The 21520-nt window shown below is 31.9% G+C and carries 16 protein-coding genes and 1 other annotated feature; of the genes, 9 read left to right on the plus strand and 7 right to left on the minus strand.

The window, feature by feature from the left end:
• Positions 1-209: 209 nt before the first annotated feature.
• Both AC0N0V_RS05365 and AC0N0V_RS05370 read right to left on the minus strand, forming a co-directional pair.
• Complete coding sequence (locus tag AC0N0V_RS05365) at positions 210-1325, minus strand: amidase domain-containing protein (protein WP_474462566.1); 1116 nt, start codon at positions 1323-1325, stop codon at positions 210-212.
• A gap of 274 nt (positions 1326-1599) precedes the next feature.
• Entirely contained in the window at positions 1600-2535 is a 936-nt protein-coding gene (locus AC0N0V_RS05370; RefSeq protein WP_474462567.1) for a M15 family metallopeptidase, read from the minus strand.
• A 272-nt stretch (positions 2536-2807) separates the two neighbouring features.
• Here AC0N0V_RS05370 and AC0N0V_RS05375 point away from each other — a divergent pair, with 272 nt between their 5' ends.
• Positions 2808-2939: a hypothetical protein gene (locus tag AC0N0V_RS05375; RefSeq protein WP_474462568.1), complete on the plus strand. Its 132-nt coding sequence runs from the start codon at positions 2808-2810 to the stop codon at positions 2937-2939.
• 44 nt (positions 2940-2983) lie between these two features.
• Here the strand turns inward: AC0N0V_RS05375 and AC0N0V_RS05380 are convergent, their stop codons facing one another.
• Complete coding sequence (locus tag AC0N0V_RS05380; protein WP_474462569.1) at positions 2984-4777, minus strand: urease accessory protein UreH domain-containing protein; 1794 nt, start codon at positions 4775-4777, stop codon at positions 2984-2986.
• A gap of 345 nt (positions 4778-5122) precedes the next feature.
• Between AC0N0V_RS05380 and AC0N0V_RS05385 the strand changes: the two genes are divergently transcribed.
• The 3 genes from AC0N0V_RS05385 (at position 5123) to AC0N0V_RS05395 (ending at position 7397) form a co-directional block, all read left to right on the plus strand.
• Positions 5123-6160 carry a C40 family peptidase gene (locus AC0N0V_RS05385; protein ID WP_474462570.1) on the plus strand — a complete coding sequence of 346 codons (1038 nt, stop codon included), beginning with the start codon at positions 5123-5125 and terminating at the stop codon, positions 6158-6160.
• Between the two features lie 311 nt (positions 6161-6471).
• Complete coding sequence (locus AC0N0V_RS05390) at positions 6472-6669, plus strand: small, acid-soluble spore protein, alpha/beta type (protein ID WP_474462571.1); 198 nt, start codon at positions 6472-6474, stop codon at positions 6667-6669.
• A gap of 236 nt (positions 6670-6905) precedes the next feature.
• The gene (locus tag AC0N0V_RS05395; protein WP_474462572.1) at positions 6906-7397 is read left to right on the plus strand and encodes a DUF6803 family protein; all 492 of its coding nucleotides are present in this window, start codon (positions 6906-6908) and stop codon (positions 7395-7397) included.
• 314 nt (positions 7398-7711) lie between these two features.
• Here the strand turns inward: AC0N0V_RS05395 and nhaA are convergent, their stop codons facing one another.
• Together nhaA and AC0N0V_RS05405 are read right to left on the minus strand one after the other, a co-directional pair.
• Positions 7712-8899, minus strand: a complete 1188-nt coding sequence (gene nhaA, locus AC0N0V_RS05400; RefSeq protein ID WP_474462573.1) for a Na+/H+ antiporter NhaA — start codon at positions 8897-8899, stop codon at positions 7712-7714.
• A 130-nt stretch (positions 8900-9029) separates the two neighbouring features.
• Positions 9030-9086: a sequence feature (sodium ion sensor (DUF1646 type); this cis-regulatory element may regulate processes involved in with the transportation of sodium ions), on the minus strand.
• 158 nt (positions 9087-9244) lie between these two features.
• Entirely contained in the window at positions 9245-10165 is a 921-nt protein-coding gene (locus AC0N0V_RS05405) for a DMT family transporter (protein ID WP_474462574.1), read from the minus strand.
• Between the two features lie 338 nt (positions 10166-10503).
• On the opposite strand from AC0N0V_RS05405, the gene AC0N0V_RS05410 reads away from it, so the two are divergent.
• Positions 10504-10866: an ArsR/SmtB family transcription factor gene (locus tag AC0N0V_RS05410; protein ID WP_474464455.1), complete on the plus strand. Its 363-nt coding sequence runs from the start codon at positions 10504-10506 to the stop codon at positions 10864-10866.
• A gap of 290 nt (positions 10867-11156) precedes the next feature.
• Positions 11157-13607 carry a heavy metal translocating P-type ATPase gene (locus AC0N0V_RS05415; RefSeq protein WP_474462575.1) on the plus strand — a complete coding sequence of 817 codons (2451 nt, stop codon included), beginning with the start codon at positions 11157-11159 and terminating at the stop codon, positions 13605-13607.
• 610 nt (positions 13608-14217) lie between these two features.
• Here the strand turns inward: AC0N0V_RS05415 and AC0N0V_RS05420 are convergent.
• Together AC0N0V_RS05420 and AC0N0V_RS05425 are read right to left on the minus strand one after the other, a co-directional pair.
• Positions 14218-14916, minus strand: coding sequence for an aspartate/glutamate racemase family protein (locus AC0N0V_RS05420; RefSeq protein ID WP_474462576.1), 699 nt, complete (start codon positions 14914-14916; stop codon positions 14218-14220).
• A 502-nt stretch (positions 14917-15418) separates the two neighbouring features.
• On the minus strand, positions 15419-15631 hold the full coding sequence (locus tag AC0N0V_RS05425) for a hypothetical protein (protein ID WP_474462578.1): 213 nt from the start codon (positions 15629-15631) through the stop codon (positions 15419-15421).
• Between the two features lie 462 nt (positions 15632-16093).
• Between AC0N0V_RS05425 and AC0N0V_RS05430 the strand changes: the two genes are divergently transcribed.
• The 3 genes from AC0N0V_RS05430 (at position 16094) to pflA (ending at position 21439) form a co-directional block, all read left to right on the plus strand.
• A complete protein-coding gene (locus AC0N0V_RS05430; protein WP_474462579.1) occupies positions 16094-17338 on the plus strand; it encodes a cysteine desulfurase-like protein in 1245 nt (414 codons plus the stop codon).
• Between the two features lie 816 nt (positions 17339-18154).
• On the plus strand, positions 18155-20398 hold the full coding sequence (pflB, locus tag AC0N0V_RS05435; protein ID WP_474462580.1) for a formate C-acetyltransferase: 2244 nt from the start codon (positions 18155-18157) through the stop codon (positions 20396-20398).
• A 324-nt stretch (positions 20399-20722) separates the two neighbouring features.
• On the plus strand, positions 20723-21439 hold the full coding sequence (pflA, locus tag AC0N0V_RS05440) for a pyruvate formate-lyase-activating protein (RefSeq protein WP_474462581.1): 717 nt from the start codon (positions 20723-20725) through the stop codon (positions 21437-21439).
• Positions 21440-21520: the final 81 nt, after the last annotated feature.

Here is a 21520-nt window from a genome sequence, read left to right on the forward strand (position 1 = left end):
TGGGCGTATATGTAGCGTGAAAGTCAGCTTTGGACAAGAGCTTGTGAACTCTTATGATGGAGATTTTAAAAAGATTCAGTTTTTTAGCTCTCGAAGAGAGCATTGAAAAAATTGACCTTTTTAAAATTTAGCCATCGTTAGAGGCTGTTCTCAGAGTGAAAGCTGAAAGAATACTACATATACGCCCACGAAGGTTTGTGTAAACTTAATTAATAATGCACACGCACTAGCCAAAATTTTATGCTTTTGTCACTCCATCCAAGATCCCATGGAACTAAATGTCTATCTGTATTATGGCAGCTAACCAAGGAATAACCTTTTGAATCAGCACCAGTTACAACTGAAATATGAGTTATATCACCTTTCTTTTCATAGGCTACGAAATCTCCAGGCAAAAGATTATAAGATGCCTTATATACTTTTTCGTAGCTACCATATGCAATAACTGAAGCTCTGCCACTACCAATCATATAGTTTTTAAATCCATCCGCATTTACCCAAGATCTAGACCCTTTACCACCATCGTAATTCCAAGCAGAATTTTTTTTGAATTTTGCTCCTTCAAAAAGAATTTGAGATGCGAAGTTTGCACAATCCCCACCTTGTGGATTGAAATCTTTATATTTTTTATTGTATTTAAAACCGTAGTGTTCTTCACTGGCTGATCCACAATATTGTTTAGCATATTCAACAGCACCTAATCTTCTTTTATGAATAGTAGATAAGTCTCTTGAGCTCTGAGATAATATATGTTGTTTTATAGAATCAGCTTTTAGGTTTTCTAAATTCAAAGAGTCTCCGAATGGGTCCTTATACCATTCTTTTGTAATTACCAATGTACCATCATTAGTTTTCAGGTTAAGTATATGGTGGGTTCCTATTCTAGAAGTATTTATCACTTCAGGCTGATTTTCATATATATATTTATATTCTGCTGAACATAATAGATAAGCGGAATAATTATTCCCACTACCCTTAAGGTTTTTAATTACTACTTTAGGTATAATATCGATAAACTTTACCCCTTGTTTCTCGGCCCAATTACGAATATAATCCATCTTCTTCTTCTCATACTCATATGCCCAAGTTCCATATCTAGTATTCGTATCATAGATAGATTCTATTAATTCTAAATCTCCAGTTAAAAGTGCTTTATTTCTGTTATCAAACATTTGTTGTATGGCGCTACTAACTTCCTCTTTAGAACTAAAGTCTTCACCTAATACTTTACGTGGAAAGTATGTTTGTAGGGATAAAGACAAAAGAGTTAGTGCTACCAGTTTTAGTATAATTTTCTTGGCCTTTTTTCCTTTAGATAAGCTCATACCAAATACTCCTTTACTAGCGAAATAATGTTTATCTAACTTTTTATGCTAAAGCTCCTCATCTTCTATAAGTAGAAGATGGATAGCACTATTTTTATGTGTTTATTATTCCCCAATAGCTATAAAACAGAACTATCAATTTTATCCAAGCACCTATTGTGTACCAAAAAGTTTATTTGTACAGTTAAGTTTAAGTTGTTTAAAAAATCCCGTGCTTTAGAAAGCACGGGCTAAGTTTTTAAGATTCTAATTTAAAAAATATAATAATTAGTTATTATAATACTTCGTTAATTATTTGTATGAAATTTCTTGCCAAGGAATCATTTTCAGGGACACCTACATACCATGAGTTTTTATTATTGTGGTTATTTGCAAAATACCTAGCTTTTATAATAATTTCTGGTCTGTATTCAAAATGAAGGATATCAAAATGTTCCCATTTGCCACCCCAAACAAAATTATTTTTTTCAAGTATCTCCACAAATTCTCTAGGATAAGATAACAATCTTTTTTCTCCTTCTTCTGGAGTAGCCCATTTCCAGTAATCTCTTTTGTCCCTAGCAAAATCAATTGCTATTCCAAAAGCATGTGGGCTAAGTCTATTTGTACCAGCAATAACTCTATAGTTAAAGGTACCACTGCAAGGAAATAGACAAGAAGCAATATCATGTCTTTTATGCGAAAGGGGAATTAGCTCTTTCATAGAAGTTTGTAGTGATTTAGCTGCCATATTATTATTATTAAATTGAAAGTTTTTATATCCTAAATTAACTGTTGTGAGATTAGATTCTACTTGACTTTGAGAAGTACCATAAACCTCAGTTAACAGTTCATAATTTCTTAAGCGACCAGGATCAAAGTTTTTATCCATTAATCGTGAAACTGGAGAGAGCGGATAAATTTGTTCTAGCATATCTTGAAGATCTGGATTGGTAAGCTTTTGTTCAAAAGTTTTTGTTTTTTTATCATCATAAAGAATTTTTTTGCCTGATTTCATTATTAAATAAACACGGCCATTATCTTCATGTTTTATACCTGTAATATGTTCAGGATAAGCCATCATTAAAGATAATAAATCTTGTTTCATCGTTACATCGTATTCATCAGTACTACTATATGTATTATCTAAATCTATGGTTGAAGCTTTTGCAGAGTAATTTCCGTTACTAAATAAGAAAATTAGTAGTATATAAATAATAAGTTTTCTCATAATCGATCTTATCCTTTCAATGGATTTATAAAGTTTATAGATTAGGCCTTTATCATATAATTTTCACTTCTTATACTTACCAATAGACCAGCAATGTATGTACTAAAATTATAAACTTTTATTGGATAAGATACTTAAGTTCTAAACATAATAATTAGTAAAAGATTGAAGATGAATTTTGTACAAACCAATTATTGGAGGTATTCACAAATGATAACTGAAATTCTTCATATTGAAAGGCTGCAAAGGAGTCTGTAAAACGTATCGCAAATTTGGTTCCAGACTTAGCTATAGTAAGTCATGGTTTACCAATGAAAGGAAGAAAGCTGGCAGAACACCTAGAGCTATTGATTTGTGATTTCGATAAGATAGCAGTACCAAAACATGGACGCTTTGTTGAATGAATTAAGTCCTCCAGAGATTGCCTAATCGCTGGAGGATAACTTACTTATTCTATATATTTTTGTCTTATTTTTTCAAAATCAGCTGTTTTTATATCGTCTACAACCTCAATGACTCCAAGAATACGTTCGTCTTTGACAATTCCGTAGCCTCCAAGTTTATCGAAAGTAACTTCTAGATTTACAACTCCTTTTTTACCTTCAAAGGATGTTAGTACATCACCAGTGTCAGCGGATACTAAATCAAATTTTCCTTCTGCATTATCAAAGGAAGCTAAATCAAATGTTAACTTAGTTTTAAGATTTTTATCAGCTACTATAATAAGAGGCTTAAATTCATATCCAACTCCTTTAATTGTAGCGCTTTGGTTTTTACCAACGACTAGAGCCTTATTAACTATTAAATCTGTAGGAACTTTACTTAAATCCCCATAAATACTGTTCTGTTGAGTTGTATCTGATCCTGGCACAGCTCCTCCGCCACAGCACCCAGCACTACCAGCTGCTGGTAGCGATGGATCAGACTTAGAAGTATCCACAGAATCTAAATTATCTGTTACCTTAATAACTCCTCTTATCATTCCCATCCAACAACTAAAATTTATATCCTTGTCATTAGGTGTAAATTCTATTATATTTTCTCCACTTTTTAACTTTTTTCTTATATTCAAGGAAGGGATAACAACTTCATTATTACAAGAAGTAATTTGTTTGCCATTTATTATCCATTTTACCGGAATATTTTTTTGAACATAAAATGCATTAGGTGTATAGCCACTTCCATCAGCAGTCATATTTATAACTTGAACTCCATTTTCTAGAGTAGCCTTAGCTACATTTGCACCAGATGTTCCTAAAGCTTTTTGAGGCATAAGCGAACCAATTGTAGGTAAGTTTACTCCAGCAAGTGCTAAGCCTCTTCTTCCCATGATAATCCCAAGAACTACAACAAGAACTCCACTAAATTTTAAAATTTTCTTTGTGTATCCTTTGCTAAGTAGTCCTGATATTGCTCCAAAGGTTAACATAAGAGGTACTGTTCCAATAGCAAATATAAACATTGATAAAGCGCCGCTCGCTGCACTACCAGTGCCAAGAGCATAAAGTTGCATGGTTTGTAGAGGGCCACAAGGCATAAGACCATTTAAAAGGCCAACTACAAAAGGAGCTTTAGGCTTATTCTTAACTTTGCAAAATGACCAAGGAAGCCTTATTTGAAGCTTTCTAAATAGGGAAAAACCAGTCATATTAAGACCCATAATAATCATAAAAACTCCAGCAAAAATTTGAAGTGCTGATTGAGTCTTAAGAGAAAGAGACAGTACGGAACCAAGGGCGCCGACTAAACCACCTAAAATAGTATAGGAGACTACTCTTCCTAAATTATAAAATAATGCGGGCTTTATCGATTCAAATTTATTTTTGTTTTCATTTGACAAACTCTGAGAAAGCATTATTCCACCGCACATACCCACACAGTGAATTGAGGTAAGAATACCAACTATAAACAGAACAAAGTATGTAGCATTATTTAACATACTGCTCATATCAATTCCAGCAGTTGAATTTCCAATAAGGATAACAGCAGCAGCTATTACAAATATTCCTACTAAATTAAAACTTCCGGCTTTTTCAGTAGAGTATCCAGCATCATTTATAGATTTTTTCAACTCATTTAAGGTACACAAATCAGAATCAAATTCTACATCTACAAATTGCTCACTATAGTTTGCTTTTGAGTTCAACACTCCAGTTACTCTTTCAAGCCTTCTTTCAATAGTCTTTTCACAAGACGTACAGGTCATATCATATACCTTTATTTTAATCTTTTTAACACCCATTAGTTCACCTCATATATATAAATTCTAGGTTTAACAGTTGCTTAAATTATACAATATAATTATGTAGAACTTATGAAGAAGGTTGAATTTCTAATTGTTTATTTGGAATAGTTTAAGTATAAGCTAAGATTTGTAGTGATGTTTCCATATATAAGGCTTTAACATGTGTAATAAAAGCATATGAGTACTACAATTTAAAAAATATAGGCATAGTGTAGTAGAGTGAGATAATTGAAAAGATTGGAGACAATAAAAAATTATAGAATTGGTAAATAAAACTTTACAATAATAGTAATAAATGATATTCTTATATTATATATATGTAGGTGAACGGGAGTGGTAACAGTGAGTAGGTCAGTAAAAAGTCTTTTAGTTGCTCTGGCATTGGCGATGACGGTTAATAGTGTAGTGTTCGCAGAACCTATAAATGGTTCTCAAACTCAAGTTAATAATATAGAAATGAACATAGAAAAATTGGACAACCAAATAGAGGACGTAATACGTAAGTTGGATGATAATAAAAAGCAAATAGCAAAAAGTGAGAATGATATAAAGTCTGTAGGGAAGGAATTAGAAAACTCCGAAAAAGACATAAAAAAGCAACAGGGTGTATTTAATAGCAGAATGAGAGCTATGTACATAAATGGTTCAAATGGGTATGTAGGTATGGTATTAGAAGCAGATGGCCTTGGAGATTTTATTTCAAGAGTTGATGCTATTAAAAGAGTTATTAGTTTTGATAAAAATATTATACAAAAATACAAAACAAAGCAAGGTGAAATTAAACAAAAAAAGGACAAGCTTATTGTAGAGAATAATAGGCTTCTAGCTTTGAAAAAAGATAATGAAAGTAAATTATCTAATCTGAATGAGGATAAAAAGAAACAAGAAACCTTAGTAGTGCAAGCTAAAAAGCAACAAAGATTATATGCCTCAGCTGACCAAACGGTAATAAATAATGCTATAAAACAAGTTGATAATATAAGAAAAGCGGCACCAAAGGTTAATTTGTCAAGAGGGGCGGCTTCAGTGAGCAATAATAACGTGATAGCGTATGCTTCAAACTATTTAGGAACACCTTATGTATGGGGAGGGTCTACTCCTAGTGGATTCGATTGCTCTGGTTTTACTAGTTATGTATATGGGCATTTTGGAGTTTCGATAGGTAGAACTACGTACGATCAAATAAACGATGGCGTATCAGTATCCCAAGGTGAATTACAAGCTGGTGATTTAGTCTTTTTTGGGTCGAAAGGCAATCCGACACATGTTGGTATTTATGTTGGTAATGGTGCATATATACATTCCCCAAGAACTGGCGATGTAGTTAAAGTTTCACCACTTAATAGAGGAGATTATATAGGAGCAAGAAGGGTTAAATAAACTTACATACATAGATGTAAAAGTTAACTCTAGGTAGTTGAGAATTAAGAGGGTTTTTATATTTGATTAAAAATGATATATGTTTAGGCTTTCTTCATTTGTAGTGGAGGAAGCCTTTTAATATTTTATAGGATTTTTTACATTTGTTATTAATTTTTAGTTGTTTATCATTTTATAGTAAAAGTTAGGTTTTATTCTTATAATTTCATAGTGTAATAATCTTAAAACTACATATACTTTTATTACAACAAAAGATAAACAGCAAATAAAAAAATAACCAAGTAAATAAGTAATAAAGGAGGAGTAAGATTATGACAAACAGAAGCAATAGAGTATTAGTACCAGAGGCAAAGGCAGGATTAAATCAATTCAAAATGGAATCTGCTAGAGAAGTTGGAGTTGATTTAAAAGAAGGTTACAATGGAGATCTTACTGCTAGAGAAGCCGGATCAATAGGTGGAAATATGGTTAAAAAGATGATTGAGGCATATGAACAAGGCTTAAAATAGAACATAGTTAAATAAGCAAGCTAGGTAGGTCATTTACTACCTAGTTTTTGTTTTTTTGCGCCCAAGTTAGTATTGAATAAACACATCATAGAATTATTAGCAACTATATTCAAGATAAATAAAAGTCTTATTATAGAAAATTAATTTTATATATTTTTAATTTAACATATAATCTTCATATTATCTTCATATTAAAATGTTATTATTTCTTCAAGTAAGATTAAGGGGGAATAATTATGAATATGACACATTATATGTCTTTATTAGCAGAAAATCAGCCGTGGAATCTCATAATATTTATGGCGATACCAGTTATTGCGGCTGAAACACTAACAATTACAGAGTTTTTTATTATTTTTAACAAAACTCAAAAAGGCGGACTTAGAACATTAAATAAAATTGTAGGAATTTTTGATGGATTCTATTTTACAGGAATTTTTATTTATTTACTATTCAATGCAGTTATTCCACTCACAAAAACTGGTGGGTGGCATACTTGGGTAGACGTTGTAGCAGTTGGATTTTATTTAAGTGGTGTTTTATTTCTTTTACCAATAGCTTTGATGGAGCTTGGAATCATATTTAAGAATAAGACTGCAAATGAAAAGATGAAAATTCACTTTATTTTAGTTGGAGGGTTCCTTGTTGTTGCGCATATTGCAATGATATTTGGTATGGTAAATCCTTCGATTATAAGCAATATGTCAAATATGGATATGAAGATGTAGTAAAAAATGTAGTTTAATGCAAGTTTAGAGAGTTGTTTAAAGGTTAGGCTCACAGTGTTGCGCCAGCCCTCCTTTCAAGAAAATAATCTAATACTAACTCATTTTTAAAGACTCTCAATTTTTTAAATGTTTTCTTGCAGAAAATATTTAAAAAATTGAGAGTCTTTAAATTCGTTAGTATAAGATTCTGTAACTCTCGTTCAAAGCTAACTCTACACTATGATCTTACTTTTCAAACAGGTCACTATCTTAGAGTTAAGTCTTGATCCTATTTTATGTTTAAAATATTAACGTTACTTGATGCTTAAATTATACTAGGAAGTTTTTGCTGATTTTAATATCAAAAATCCTATTGCTGCAGAGATTGTTGAGGCTGAAATTATGCTAATCTTTGCAGTGGAAAGTAAAATTCCCTCTGGGAATGATAAAGATGCAATAAATAAGGACATAGTAAATCCAATTCCACCAAGTACACTGGCACCATATAGGTGTCTTAGTGTTACTTTTGATGGTAGCACTGAAATTTTTAAGTGTATTAGTAAATATGAGACGCCAAATATACCTAGTTGCTTTCCAACAAAAAGACCTACAAAAATACCAAGATTAATAGGACTTAAGAGTAAATTAGAAAAACTCTCAAATTGGAGTGTTACGCCTGAATTTGCAAGTGCAAATATTGGCATTATCAAAAATGCAGACCAAGGTTCGAACATATGCTCTAGTTTATATAACATCGATTCTTTAAAAGTTTTAATATCGATTCCACAGGGTATAGTCATACCTAGCAAAACCCCTGCAAATGTTGAATGTATGCCGGATTTCAAAAAAGCAACCCATAAAATAATACCTGAAATTAAGAAGACAGGAATTGAGGCAAATTTAAGTTTATTTAATACTATAAGAACTATTAGTACTGTTAATGCGATTAAAAGAGCCATCCAAGAAATTTTATTAGTATAGAATATTGCAATTACTAAGATAGCTCCAAGATCATCTACTATTGCCAGAGCAGTAAGAAAGACAGCTAATCCTTTAGGAGCTTTTTTTCTTCCCACCAATGAAAGTATACCTAATGCAAAGGCAATATCAGTAGCCATAGGAATACCCCAACCAGTAATAGTAATTTCGCTATAGTTAAATATTACATAGATTGTTGCAGGTGCAATCATTCCGCCAATAGCAGCGGCTACGGGCAATATGGTTCTTTTTATATTCTTAAGCTCTCCTACCACTATTTCTCGTTTAATTTCCATGCCAATAACAAAGAAAAATACAGCCATTAATCCATCGTTAATCCAATGAAGCAATGACATAGATAAAGAGCAACTATCATATCCTATGGTTACATAGCTGTGAAGTATATGATTATAAGTTGAAGCTAGAGGTGAGTTAGCAATGATTATAGCAGCTGCTGCGCAAACTAACAGTATAACACCGCTAGTAGCCTCATGTTTAAAAAATTCCCTAAATGGGGCGATAATTCTATGTGCAATTTTTCTCATAAGTTAACTACTCCTTTATACTATATAATTAAAAATAATCTGCCTTTAAAGTTACTAATATTATGTCCTAAGCCTTTTGAGTAAAACTTTAAAATTTCAAAAAATAAAAAGAGAGAGAAACTCTAAAAAGAGTTTCCCTCCCCAGAAACTAGTGTGCTTGAAAGCAAATTAATCAATCTGCCCAACCGGTAGTTTTTATTCCATTTTGTAATAAGCATTATACTTTAAAAGAGTATTTAAGTCAAATTTTAGTTAGAATAAAGTTTTGTGGTTGTTAATTAAAGGTTTGCAGTTATTTAATTATGCGAAGATTAAGTAACAAATAGATAGGATACTTATTTAGAATTACTTTTCTATAGAACTAGGAGAGAATTTTTGAAGCAAATATTTAATGTTAAAAATTTTATCTTTAGCTTGTGATAAAATTACTGCTATAAAAATTAACATTGACCCAATAATCATTTTTTTTGTAAACATTTCACCCATTAAAAGTATTGATAAAAAGCATCCGAAAACTGATTGTAAGGATATTATTATCGAAGCATGGATGTCCGAGGTATATTTTTGAGCAGTATTTTGAACTAGTAATGCTATTGTAGTATTAAATATTACAAGATATACAATAGATGCTATTAGGTTAAAATTCATAGGACCTATATCCGATTCGAATAACAATGCGCTGATTAATGTAAGAATGCCAGCAGTTAATAGTTGAATAGTAGTCAGATGTATTGGATCTACGTTTCTAGCATATATGCCTATTAAGACTATCATCAAAGCAAAGATAGCAGCATATATAAGAGATAAGCTATCACCATAACTAATAGAAAAGTTTCCTTGAAGGCTTAAAAAGCCTATACCAGCTAAAGTCAAAAAACTTGATAAGATAGAATAAATGTCAGGCTTATTTTTAGTTAATAACCATGAAATTATTGGAACAATTATTGTATAAGAAGTTATTAAAAATGATTGTTTTCCTGCTGTGGTATATTTAAGACCTATGGTTTGACATGCTTGTGCAAAATATAAAAGTACTCCTAAGAAAACCCCTGATAGTAGACTCTTTTTATCTATTCTGAGTATTCTATTAAAAAATATTATTAGAAGTATAAGTGCGGAAAGTAGAAATCTGAATGACAAAAGATACAGTGGTGTTATATAAAAAAGAGCTACTTTGCCAGCTATAAATCCGCCACCCCATATTATAGCTACTATGAAAAGAGAAATATCTGCTAGTAGAGTTTTTTTAGAAAGTGCGTTTTCCAATTTAATTCACATCCTAACCTCTTTTAAATTAGAGTTATGTACTTATTGAATTTAATACACAATAATATATGCTGCACGTTTTTCATATATTACCAAAAGTATTAAGCGTATATAATAAGTAGCAAGTTTATATGTTTGATAGATTTATCGTGTGTTTTAATTAATCATAAGTTTTATAAGTTTCTTTTAAATGGGCACATAAAAGATGAAGTTTAATATAATATTATTAGGAAAAAATATGAATAAATAAATTGACACATATAATCAATATAGGTATACTATATTTGAACATATGAATATATGTTCAAATGAAAAAATGAAGGGTGATAAATTTGAGTATAATCGAAGAACACTTAGATACTTGTAATTGTAGTATCATACATGAGGATATAGTACGTGAAGTTAAAAATAATATGCTATCTGAAGAAACGTTATATAGCTTGTCAGAGTTGTTTAAAATTTTAGGTGATCCTACAAGAGTTAAGATACTATATGCTTTACTTAATGCTGAGATGTGCGTATGTGATATAGCTGCTTTACTTAGTATGACGCAATCAGCAATATCGCATCAACTAAGAATTTTAAAACAATCAAGACTTGTAAAGTATAGAAAAGAAGGAAAAGTAGTTTATTACTCTTTGGATGATGATCATGTTAAACAAATTTTTGATCAGGGACTGATTCATATAAGTGAAAAGTAGTTTACAAATACTATTAAAACAAATAAGTAAATATAATTTACATTTTAAATAATTTTTAATTTGGTAAATTTTGTGTTAATCTATAAACAATAGTAAATAATTATAGGTCTTTAGATAAACAAAAAATATCTGTGTTTGTTTAAATTATAGCTTAGGTCTAATTTAATTAATTCAATATTTATTGTGGTTGCATAAGTAGAAGAATTAATTGAGATTGCTAATCGAGTTAATAATATTAATTATCTAAATTTAATCTAGACCATAGTGATTATTTTAAGGGGGAAAATAATATGGACACTAATGTTAAAGAAAAAGGGTCATCAGGTGGAAATATGATTACTATAACTAAAAATAAGCCTGGTAAACTTAAAAAAGAACTAATACTAGAAGGGTTGTGTTGTGCAAACTGTGCAGCTAAAATTGAAAAAAAAGTCGGTGAACTAAATGGAGTTGCTAGCGCTTCAATAAATTTCATTACAAAAACTTTGGCTATGGAGTTAAGTGAACTTAGTAAAGTAGAAGAACTTATAGCAGCTACTAAAAATATTGTAAAGAACATTGAGCCAGATGTTGTGGTTAAAGAAAAAGAAATACCTAAATCAAATAAAAAAACATTGGTACTAGAAGGGTTATGTTGTGCAAACTGCGCAGCAAAGATTGAAAGAGAAACCAGTAACTTGCCAGGTGTACAAGCAGCCACTGTGGATTTTATGTCAAAGAAACTTATTATAGAAGTGGCTGATAAAGATAATATAGGCGAAATTATTGAAAAAACTAAAAAAATCGTAAATAAAATAGAACCAGATGTAAAAGTGATAATTTTAGAAGATAAAAAAGTAGGAAGTGCAGGAATACATGAGCATGGACATGATCATGAACACGACCATAGTGGAATTCATAAAGAAGATCTTGTAAAATTTGCATTAGGTTTAGCAGCCTTTGGAGTTGCAACGATTTTCAACTTTAGTTTTTGGGCGGAGGTAATTTTATATTTAGTGAGCTATTTATTAATTGGGGGAGAAGTAGTTCTTAAGGCAATAAGGAATATCGGGAGAGGTCAGATATTCGATGAAAACTTCCTAATGTTTATAGCTACCGTTGGGGCTTTTGCAATTGGACAGTTTCCAGAGGCGGTATCAGTTATGATGTTTTATCAAATAGGTGAGTTTTTCCAAGACTTAGCTGTTGATCGCTCGAGGAAATCTATATCCGAATTAATGAATATTAGACCAGATTTTGCAAATGTTAAAGTAGGTCATAGTATAAAAAAGGTTTCGCCAGAAGAGGTTAAAGTTGGAGATTTCATTGTAGTAAAGCCTGGTGAAAAGGTTCCACTAGATGGAAAAGTGGTAGACGGGAAATCTATGTTAGATACATCAGCATTAACAGGAGAATCAGTCCCTAGAGAAGTAAAAATAGGAGATGATATTCTAGGTGGATTTATAAATAAAAACGGGCTTTTAACTGTAAAAGTAACAAAAGAGTTCGGAGAATCAACAGTAGCTAAAATTCTAGATTTAGTTCAAAATGCAAGTAGCAAAAAGGCTCCAACAGAAAGCTTTATAACAAAGTTTGCTAGGTATTATACACCCGCAGTTGTAATCCTTGCGGCAGCTCTAGCGCTTTTACCACCTTTATTTATAAATGGAGCAACTTTTTCAGAATGGTTGTATAGAGCTTTGGTTTTCTTAGTTGTTTCTTGTCCTTGTGCGTTGGTAGTTTCTATTCCGCTTGGTTTCTTTGGAGGAATAGGTGGAGCATCTAAAAATGGTATCCTTGTTAAAGGGGGAAATTATTTAGAAGCTCTTAATAATGTAGAAGTAGTTGTGTTTGATAAGACTGGTACGTTGACAAAGGGTGTATTTAAAGTTACAGAAATAAAACCGAAGAGAAACATTACAAAAGAAGAGTTGCTTCAGTATGCAGCGTATGCAGAAAGTTATTCCAATCATCCTATTGCAGCATCTATATTGAACGCATATGGTAAGAGGATAAATAAGGATGAGATTCAGGGATACAATGAAATTTCAGGACAGGGTGTAAAAGTCATATTAAAAGGAAAAGAAGTTCTGGCTGGAAATTTAAGATTAATGAAAAGTCAAGGTATCGTATGTGAAAATATTGAAGCTATAGGAACAGTGGTCTATTTGGCAGTGGATAGACAATATACTGGATATATGCTTATTTCTGATGAAATAAAGGAAGATTCAGCAAAGGCAATAGAAGCTCTAAAATCTGTTGGTATTAAAAAGATAGTAATGCTTACTGGTGATAATAAGGTTGTAGCAGAAAAGATAGCAAGCAAGTTAGGAATTGATGAAGTATATTCAGAGCTTCTACCAGATCAAAAAGTTGAGAAGTTAGAAAAGATAGATAAAGAAAAGTCAGCTAATGGAAAGATTATATTTGTTGGAGATGGAATTAATGATGCTCCAGTCCTTGCAAGAGCTGATATAGGAATTGCGATGGGGGGGATAGGCTCGGATGCAGCCATAGAAGCGGCAGATGTAATAATTATGACAGATGAGCCATCTAAGATAGTTACGGCGGTTAAGATAGCTAAAAGGACAAAAGGAATTGTGTGGCAAAATATAGTTTTTGCACTAGGCGTTAAAGCGGTAATATTAGTTTTAGGGGCTTTAGGTGTGGCTACTATGTGGGAAGCTGTATTTGGAGATGTAGGAGTAGCTCTAATTGCGGTATTAAATGCTATGAGAGCTATGAAGATAGAGAACGTTTAAGTATCTGAGTAATTGCAGGAAAGGTCGGCTTAACCGTAAGTTACGTCATGTTATAAGGTTAGGATTATGATGTTTCATCAGCCCTCACTTCGAGGACAGAATCTAATACCAAAACACCTTTAAAAGCTCCAATTATTTTTAATGTTTTCTTACAGAAAACTGTAAAAATAATTGAGGGCTTTTAAGTGCTTTAGTATAAGATTTTGTAACCTCTTGTTCGAAGCTTATTCCACACCATAAACCTAACCTTATAACAGTTGTAAATTATAGTTTTAAATCTAACTTTCTAAATTACATGCTGTAAATTATCCATCCTAAAGGCATAGTAATGCCTCATGCCGCAGGCTTCAAAAGCATATATCTTTTATATTATTATGATATAACACAGTATAGAAAAACAGTATCCGTAAGGATTCAAATATAATATGAGTAATATACTCAGAGAGAACTTATGAATAGAAATTTCTTATGATATAGTACTAAATTAAGACATATTAGAGTGCTAACGCACTGAGTTATTGTTTGAATTTAAATAGCTTATTTTTATATTAATTTGCAAGACTAGTCTTCAAACAGTGTTCTAAACTTACGGGTAAGTCGCACTCTTCTTTTAAGTAGATTCTAATGCCAGATCTACAGCTGATAATGCGTGAATCATAGCAGTATTAAATACGGGTATATTACAGTCCTGTTTACCTATTAAAAGGGGAAGTTCTGTACAACCAAGTACAATACCTTGAGCACCTTCAGAAACTAACCTAGATATTATTTCTTTAAGTTTATCTCTAGAAGCATCTTCAATCTTTCCTAAAACTAACTCTGTAAATATTATCTCGTGAATGGTTTGTCTATCAAATTCATTCGGGGTTACTACAGCTATGTTATGTCTAGAACTCAACCGATCGATATAAAAACTTTCTTCCATTGTGAACCTAGTTCCTAAAAGGCCTACTTTTTTCAAATTCATATCTTTGATTCTTTCAGCTAGTGTATCTGCTATATGCAGTATTGGGATTTCAATATGTTCTTGAACATCTTCGGCGATTTTATGGGTTGTGTTAGTGCATATAACTATAAAATCGGCACCAGCGTTCTGTAGTTTGCGCGCTACATCAGTGATGATTTTAGTGATTCTATTCCAGTCTCCTATATCTTGAAAGGAAGCAATTTCATCAAAGTCAACTGAGTACATTATACATTTGCTAGAATGAAGTCCGCCTAGTCTTCTATTTATTTCTTCATTTACTATTTTGTAATACTCTAATGATGATTCGAAACTTAGCCCGCCAATTAATCCTATGGTTTTCATGGGTATCTCCTCCTTCAAATTACTATTTAAGTTATATCCTATACTAAGCCTAGCTTTTTCGATTAATTAAATTTTAGAATGTAAGAATTTTTCAAAGAATAGCTTTAAAACTGATATCTTAGATTTATGAAGATTTTATAATTAAATAATATAGTTGAAAATAAATTATAATTACTATTGATACTATTTTATAATGGAACCATAATATATAGAAATAAATTAATAAAAATATTTTAACATATGTTATATAACTAAAATTATATAGGTTTTATCATCAGGATATGGATTGATTAATGCATATAAAGCAATAAACAAACTGAAAAACAATAGTTAACAAAAACTTTGAACAACGAAATTCCACAATTAAAGGAAGAACTAAGATTTATCTGAGGACTACCAGCTCTAATATTCCCTATCTCAAAAGAAGGAGTATTAAGGCGGATACTCATCAGATAAATAGTTATCAGTTTTTTATTTTATAAGGTAAGCTTTCGTTTATAGTCTATTTAACGACATTGGGAGCCTGAGACTTTACCATAGGTGTAACCACCTTTACTCTTATTTTCTCTTCTTTCTTTTGAGAAATACTCAATTTTGAAGAAGTAATTAAGTATGATGAAACAAATGTAGCAACAAGCAATAAAAAGATAAATGCTATTTTAATTCTAGATTTTCTCTTCCTATTTTTTCTTCTGCTACTTCTAGTTGAGGTCACACTAATCACCTCGCTATTATCTTTCGAAATAAAGTAAAATATTAATTTTATTAGGATTGTATTCACGTACAGTATTAATACTTATTCTGCTCAGAATAAACAAAACAAATTCCTTTCTTTTGATGTACACATATTTTAAATGGTCTAGTTATTTTTGTAATTTTTGTTCGAAAAATTTCATAATGATATAATACTTAGAGTATTTAAAATCATTCATTTCATAGGAAGTCTAATACCAACAATTCTTACACGTGGAAAGACCCGCTTTAAATTAATTAAGTAGGGGCTTAATAAAATTGTATTTATCCGATGACTACCCGCTCTAATACCTCCTTTTTTCAAAAGAGAGAGTAAAGATCGGTTATATCCCTGGATAACGAGTTCTAAGTGTCAAAGACACTAAGAACTCTGTTTATGTAAGTTTCACTTTATTAAACCTATTTAAAGGAGGCATATGAAATAATGCATTTAAGTGATTCTTGTATTTTTACGATAAGTGAAGTTCGTAAACAATTTCCGGCATTAAGAAGAATTTACAATGGTAAACCAGCTGCTTATTTAGATGGGCCAGGTGGATCACAAGTGGTTAATTCATCTATAGAAGCCGTAGCAAACTATATGATAAATGGTGGTGCAAATCTTCACGGAGAATTTCCGACTAGTAGAGAAACAGAAGGTATAATAATGGAAGCTAAAGAAGCTATTGCAGATATGTTTGGAGCAAAAGCAAAAGAAGTGGCATTTGGAGCAAATACTACAACGTTAGAGTTTTCAATTTCAAGAGCTATTTCTAGAAATTGGGACGAGGGAGATGAAATTGTTATCTCTGAACTAGATCATAGAGCAAATGTAGATCCGTGGCTTTTAGTTGCAAAAGATAAGAAAATGATAGTGCGCTCCCTAAAAGTTAATCCGGATACTCTGACTTTAGATTTAAGTGATCTTGGTTCGATTATTAATAATAAAACTCGTGTTGTTGCAGTGGGGCTTGCTTCGAATGCTGTTGGAACTATAAATGAAGTGGAGTATATTTCTAGTCGTGCAAAAGCTGCGGGGGCTATAGTTGTAGTAGATGCCGTTCATGCAGCACCGCATTTTTCAATTAATCGTGATAAGCTAAGAGCAGATATTTTATTATGTTCATCCTATAAATTTTTTGGTCCCCATGTGGGGATAGCGGTAATTAAAGAAGAGTTATTTGAAAGAATGAACACATACAAATTAGAACCAGCATCGAACGATATACCTGATAAGCTTGAAACTGGCACTCAAAATCATGAGTGTATATCTGGTATTAAACCAGCCGTTGAATTTATTTCATCACTAGGCACAGGTAAAAACCGTAAAGAAAGGATAGTTTCAGGTTTTGAGAGAATTGAAGAGCAAGAGAATAGATTAGCAGCAAAAATCCGAAAGAGGTTAGGAAAGTTAAAAAAAGTAACATTATATCAAGCTCCAGAATGGTGTAAAAAGACTCCAACTATTGCTTTTAGAATAGAGGATATGTCTCCAAAGGATGTATGCAGGATAATGGCTGAAGAATATTCTATATTTATAGCGGATGGTGATTTTTACGCTACTACCTTAGCTGATAAGCTTGATGTTAATAAGAGTGGCGGATGGATACGTGCAGGGCTAGCACCTTACAATAGCGAAGAGGAGGTCGATAGATTTATAGATGCTATTAAGAGAATAACTGGTGTGTAGTTATCTAAGTAATTTGGGTCGGTAAATGGGTTGAAATTCATATAGTGTATTACTTCCTAACGAAATATGGATATAGGGAAGTAAGTGTTTTAGTTTTATTAGATATCCGATGAGAGATAGTGTTATACTATCTCTTTATTTGTTATCAACTATTAAGTTAAGTAAATAAGATGATGAAAAAACTACAAAATATGACACAATATGATTTGTAATGACAAGAAATTTATAGAATGTTATACTTAATTTATATGATGAGTTCATCTTGATAAGATGGTAAGCGCGATAGGGTCGAGAAAGATTTCGAAAATAGAGCAAGAACATTAGCTGGATATGATAGTCTTAAGAGGAACTCTTCATTACTGGAGTAACAGGTGTTACCGAATTACCGACTAAGTAACACTATAATTAAATGTGAATTGAATTTTCAACCCGTATAAACAAGGTGAATTATTATTTTATCATCTTTGAAAATCATAACAAGCATCCGAAAATACATATTGGTGATTGACCAAGTTATCTGTAAAACAAAATATTATATTAAAATTAATACCATAAAAATAGACCAAGATTGCGGATGATAACAATGCGAAATATAAATCAACACAGAATGTTTAATTTATTAGTACAGTAAGTGTAACTGTACTAATAATATTAATAATTCTTTTAAAATAGTAGCAAAAAGGTATTGATACAGATGTAAAAATAGTATATAATAGACTCATAAGATAACAAAAACAAATTGAAATTTTAGTTGAAATGTAAATGAAAGAATCAAAACATCAATAATTTATTGGTGTGATTAAGGAGTGAATATAAATGATGAAACAATGGACAGGTTTTAAGAGTGGTAAATGGGCAGAAGAAATAGATGTAAGAGATTTTATTCAGAAGAACTACACAGTATATGAAGGAGATAAAAGCTTTTTAGCAGCTCCTACAGAAAAGACTAAGAAAGTTTGGGATAAAGCAGAATCTCTTATTATAGAAGAAATCAAAAAAGGTGTTATGGATGTTGAGACTAACAAATTCTCAGGAATAAACAGTTTTGAACCAGGATACTTAGATAGAGAAAATGAGGTTATTGTTGGTTTTCAAACAGACGCTCCATTAAAAAGAATAATGAATCCATTTGGTGGAATGAGAATGGTAGAGCAATCTCTTGAAGCTTATGGATTTGAAATGAATGCAGAATTAAATAAGAATTTTAAGGAGTATAGAAAAACTCACAATGAAGGTGTTTTCGATGCTTACACAGAAGAGATGAGAAAAGCAAGAACAGTAGGATTACTTACAGGGCTTCCTGATGCTTATGGAAGAGGAAGAATAATAGGTGACTATAGAAGAATAGCTCTTTATGGAATGGACTTCCTAATTGCTCAAAAGAAAAAAGACTTGAAAGAGTTAAAAGGATCATCAGAAGAAATTATAAGACTTAGAGAAGAAGTGAATATGCAGATTCGTGCTATGGTTGAGATAAAGGCAATGGCTGCATCATACGGAATTGATATATCAAAATCGGCTGAAAATGCGGTAGAAGCTGTTCAATTCTTATACTTTGGATACTTAGCTGGAGTTAAAGAAAACAACGGAGCTGCAATGTCACTAGGAAGAAATACTAGTTTCTTAGATATATATATAGAAAGAGATTTACAAGCAGGACTTATAACAGAAGAGCAAGCTCAAGAAATAATTGATCAGTTTGTTATAAAGTTAAGAATGGTAAGACACTTAAGAACTCCTGAATACAATGACTTATTTGCAGGAGATCCAAATTGGATAACAGAATCAATAGGTGGAGTTGGTGTAAATGGAAAGCCGCTTGTAACTAAGACAGCTTACAGATTCCTACACACATTAACTAATTTAACACCAGCACCAGAGCCAAACATGACTGTATTATGGTCAGAGAAGTTGCCAGAGAACTTCAAAAAATATTGTGCAGAAATGTCCATAAAGACAGATGCTATTCAATATGAAAATGATGATATAATGAGACCAATATACGGAGATGACTATGCTATAGCTTGCTGTGTATCTGCTATGGAAGTTGGTAAGAGAATGCAGTTCTTCGGAGCAAGAACAAACCTTGCAAAAGCATTATTGTATGCTATAAACGGCGGAGTTGATGAAAAGAAAAAAGCTAAAGATGGAAGCCTAATTGAACTTGTACCAGGAATTGAAAAGATAACTGATGAAGTTCTTGATTTTGATAAAGTAATGAAAAGCTACAATAAAGTTATGGAATATGTAGCGGAGTTATATGTTGATACAATGAATACAATTCACTACATGCATGACAAATATGCTTATGAAGCAGGACAAATGGCTCTTCACGATACTAGCGTTAAAAGATTTATGGCTTTTGGTATAGCAGGACTATCAGTTGCTGCTGACTCACTAAGTGCTATAAAATTTGCTAAGGTTACACCTATAAGAAATGAACAGGGAATAGCTGTTGACTTTAAGATAGAAGGAGATTTTCCTAAGTTTGGTAATGACGATGATAGAGTTGACGATATAGCTGTAGAAGTAACAAAGAAATTCTCAACTGAGCTTAAAAAGCACAAAACTTATAGAGATGCAGAACATTCACTTTCAGTTCTTACTATAACATCTAACGTAGTATATGGTAAGAAGACAGGTTCAACTCCAGATGGAAGAAAAGCGGGAGAAGCTTTTGCGCCAGGAGCAAACCCAATGCATGGAAGAGATGAAAATGGAGCACTTGCATCATTAAACTCAGTAGCTAAAATACCATACAGAGAATATTGTCAAGATGGAGTTTCTAACACATTCTCTATAATACCAGATGCCCTTGGAAAAGATGAAGAAAGCAGAGTAAATAACCTTGCAAATATGATGGATGGATATTTTGGACAAGCAGCTTTCCACTTAAATGTAAATGTACTTAGAAGAGAAACATTAGAAGATGCCATGGAGCATCCAGAGAAATATCCAACTTTAACAATAAGAGTTTCAGGATACGCTGTTCACTTCAACAGATTGACTAAGGAACAACAAAGGGAAGTTATAAGTAGAACATTCCATGGAACAATGTAAGAAATACTAAAGATATATTGTAGTACCCCCTATAATATAATAATATATAGATATTATACAATTGCCCGTTGTTATTTAGCAGCGGGCAATAATTATAAGTGGGCAGTTGAGAATTAATAGTGTATAACTATATATTTGTGAAGAATCCATTTTAAGTTTCATTTTTAATAAGATTAAGTTAAAATTAAAGCAAGTTTTAATTTTAAGTAGTATGTTTTAGCGAAGATAAAACAGGCATTGAAGAAATCAGTTGTGTTTCCGACGTAAGAAGGAAAGACCTACTTAACTATCCGCTGTCAACTAAAGAAAGAGGAGGTAATAAGAATGACCATGGGAAGAATACATTCATTTGAAAGTATGGGGCTGGTAGATGGACCAGGAATAAGGACAGTAGTATTCATGCAGGGGTGTGCCTTAAGATGTTCATATTGTCACAATCCAGATACATGGGCTTTTGCAGGTGGTACAGAAATGACACCGCAGGAACTTGTTAAGAAAATAAGTAGATTTAAACCTTATTTTAAAGATGGTGGCGGAGTTACATTTTCTGGCGGAGATCCTTTAATGCAGCCAGAATTTTTAATAGAAACGTTAAAATTATGCAAAGATGCGGGAATTCATACTACGATAGATACTGCTGGATATGGTAAAGGAGAATATGAAAAAATATTAAAATATACAGACTTAGTTCTTTTAGATATAAAGCATGTTGATGATGAGGGATATAGAGGTTTGACAGGGGCGAGTAAAACAGGGTTTGATATATTCTTAGAAGCTGTACAAAAATCAGGAACAAAGCTTTGGATAAGACATGTAGTAGTGCCAGGTATAACCGATTCTAACGATCATATAAAAAAGCTTGCTAAAATGATAAAGGGAATTAAAAATGTAGAAAAAATTGAACTTCTTCCATACCATACTTTAGGGGTGGATAAGTATAAAAAGCTAGGAATAGAGTATAAGTTGGAAGATATCGAGTCAATGGATAAGGACGATTTAAACAATTTAGAAAATGTATTGAAAGAAGAATTAAGTAGTTAGGAAGATTGCTTCTATATTTATAAGTAAATAGAAGATAGTTGTGAAATAGATGAGTTTTGTTAACAAAAACTCATCTGTTAT

Source organism: Clostridium sp. CS1-1 (assembly GCF_056135525.1).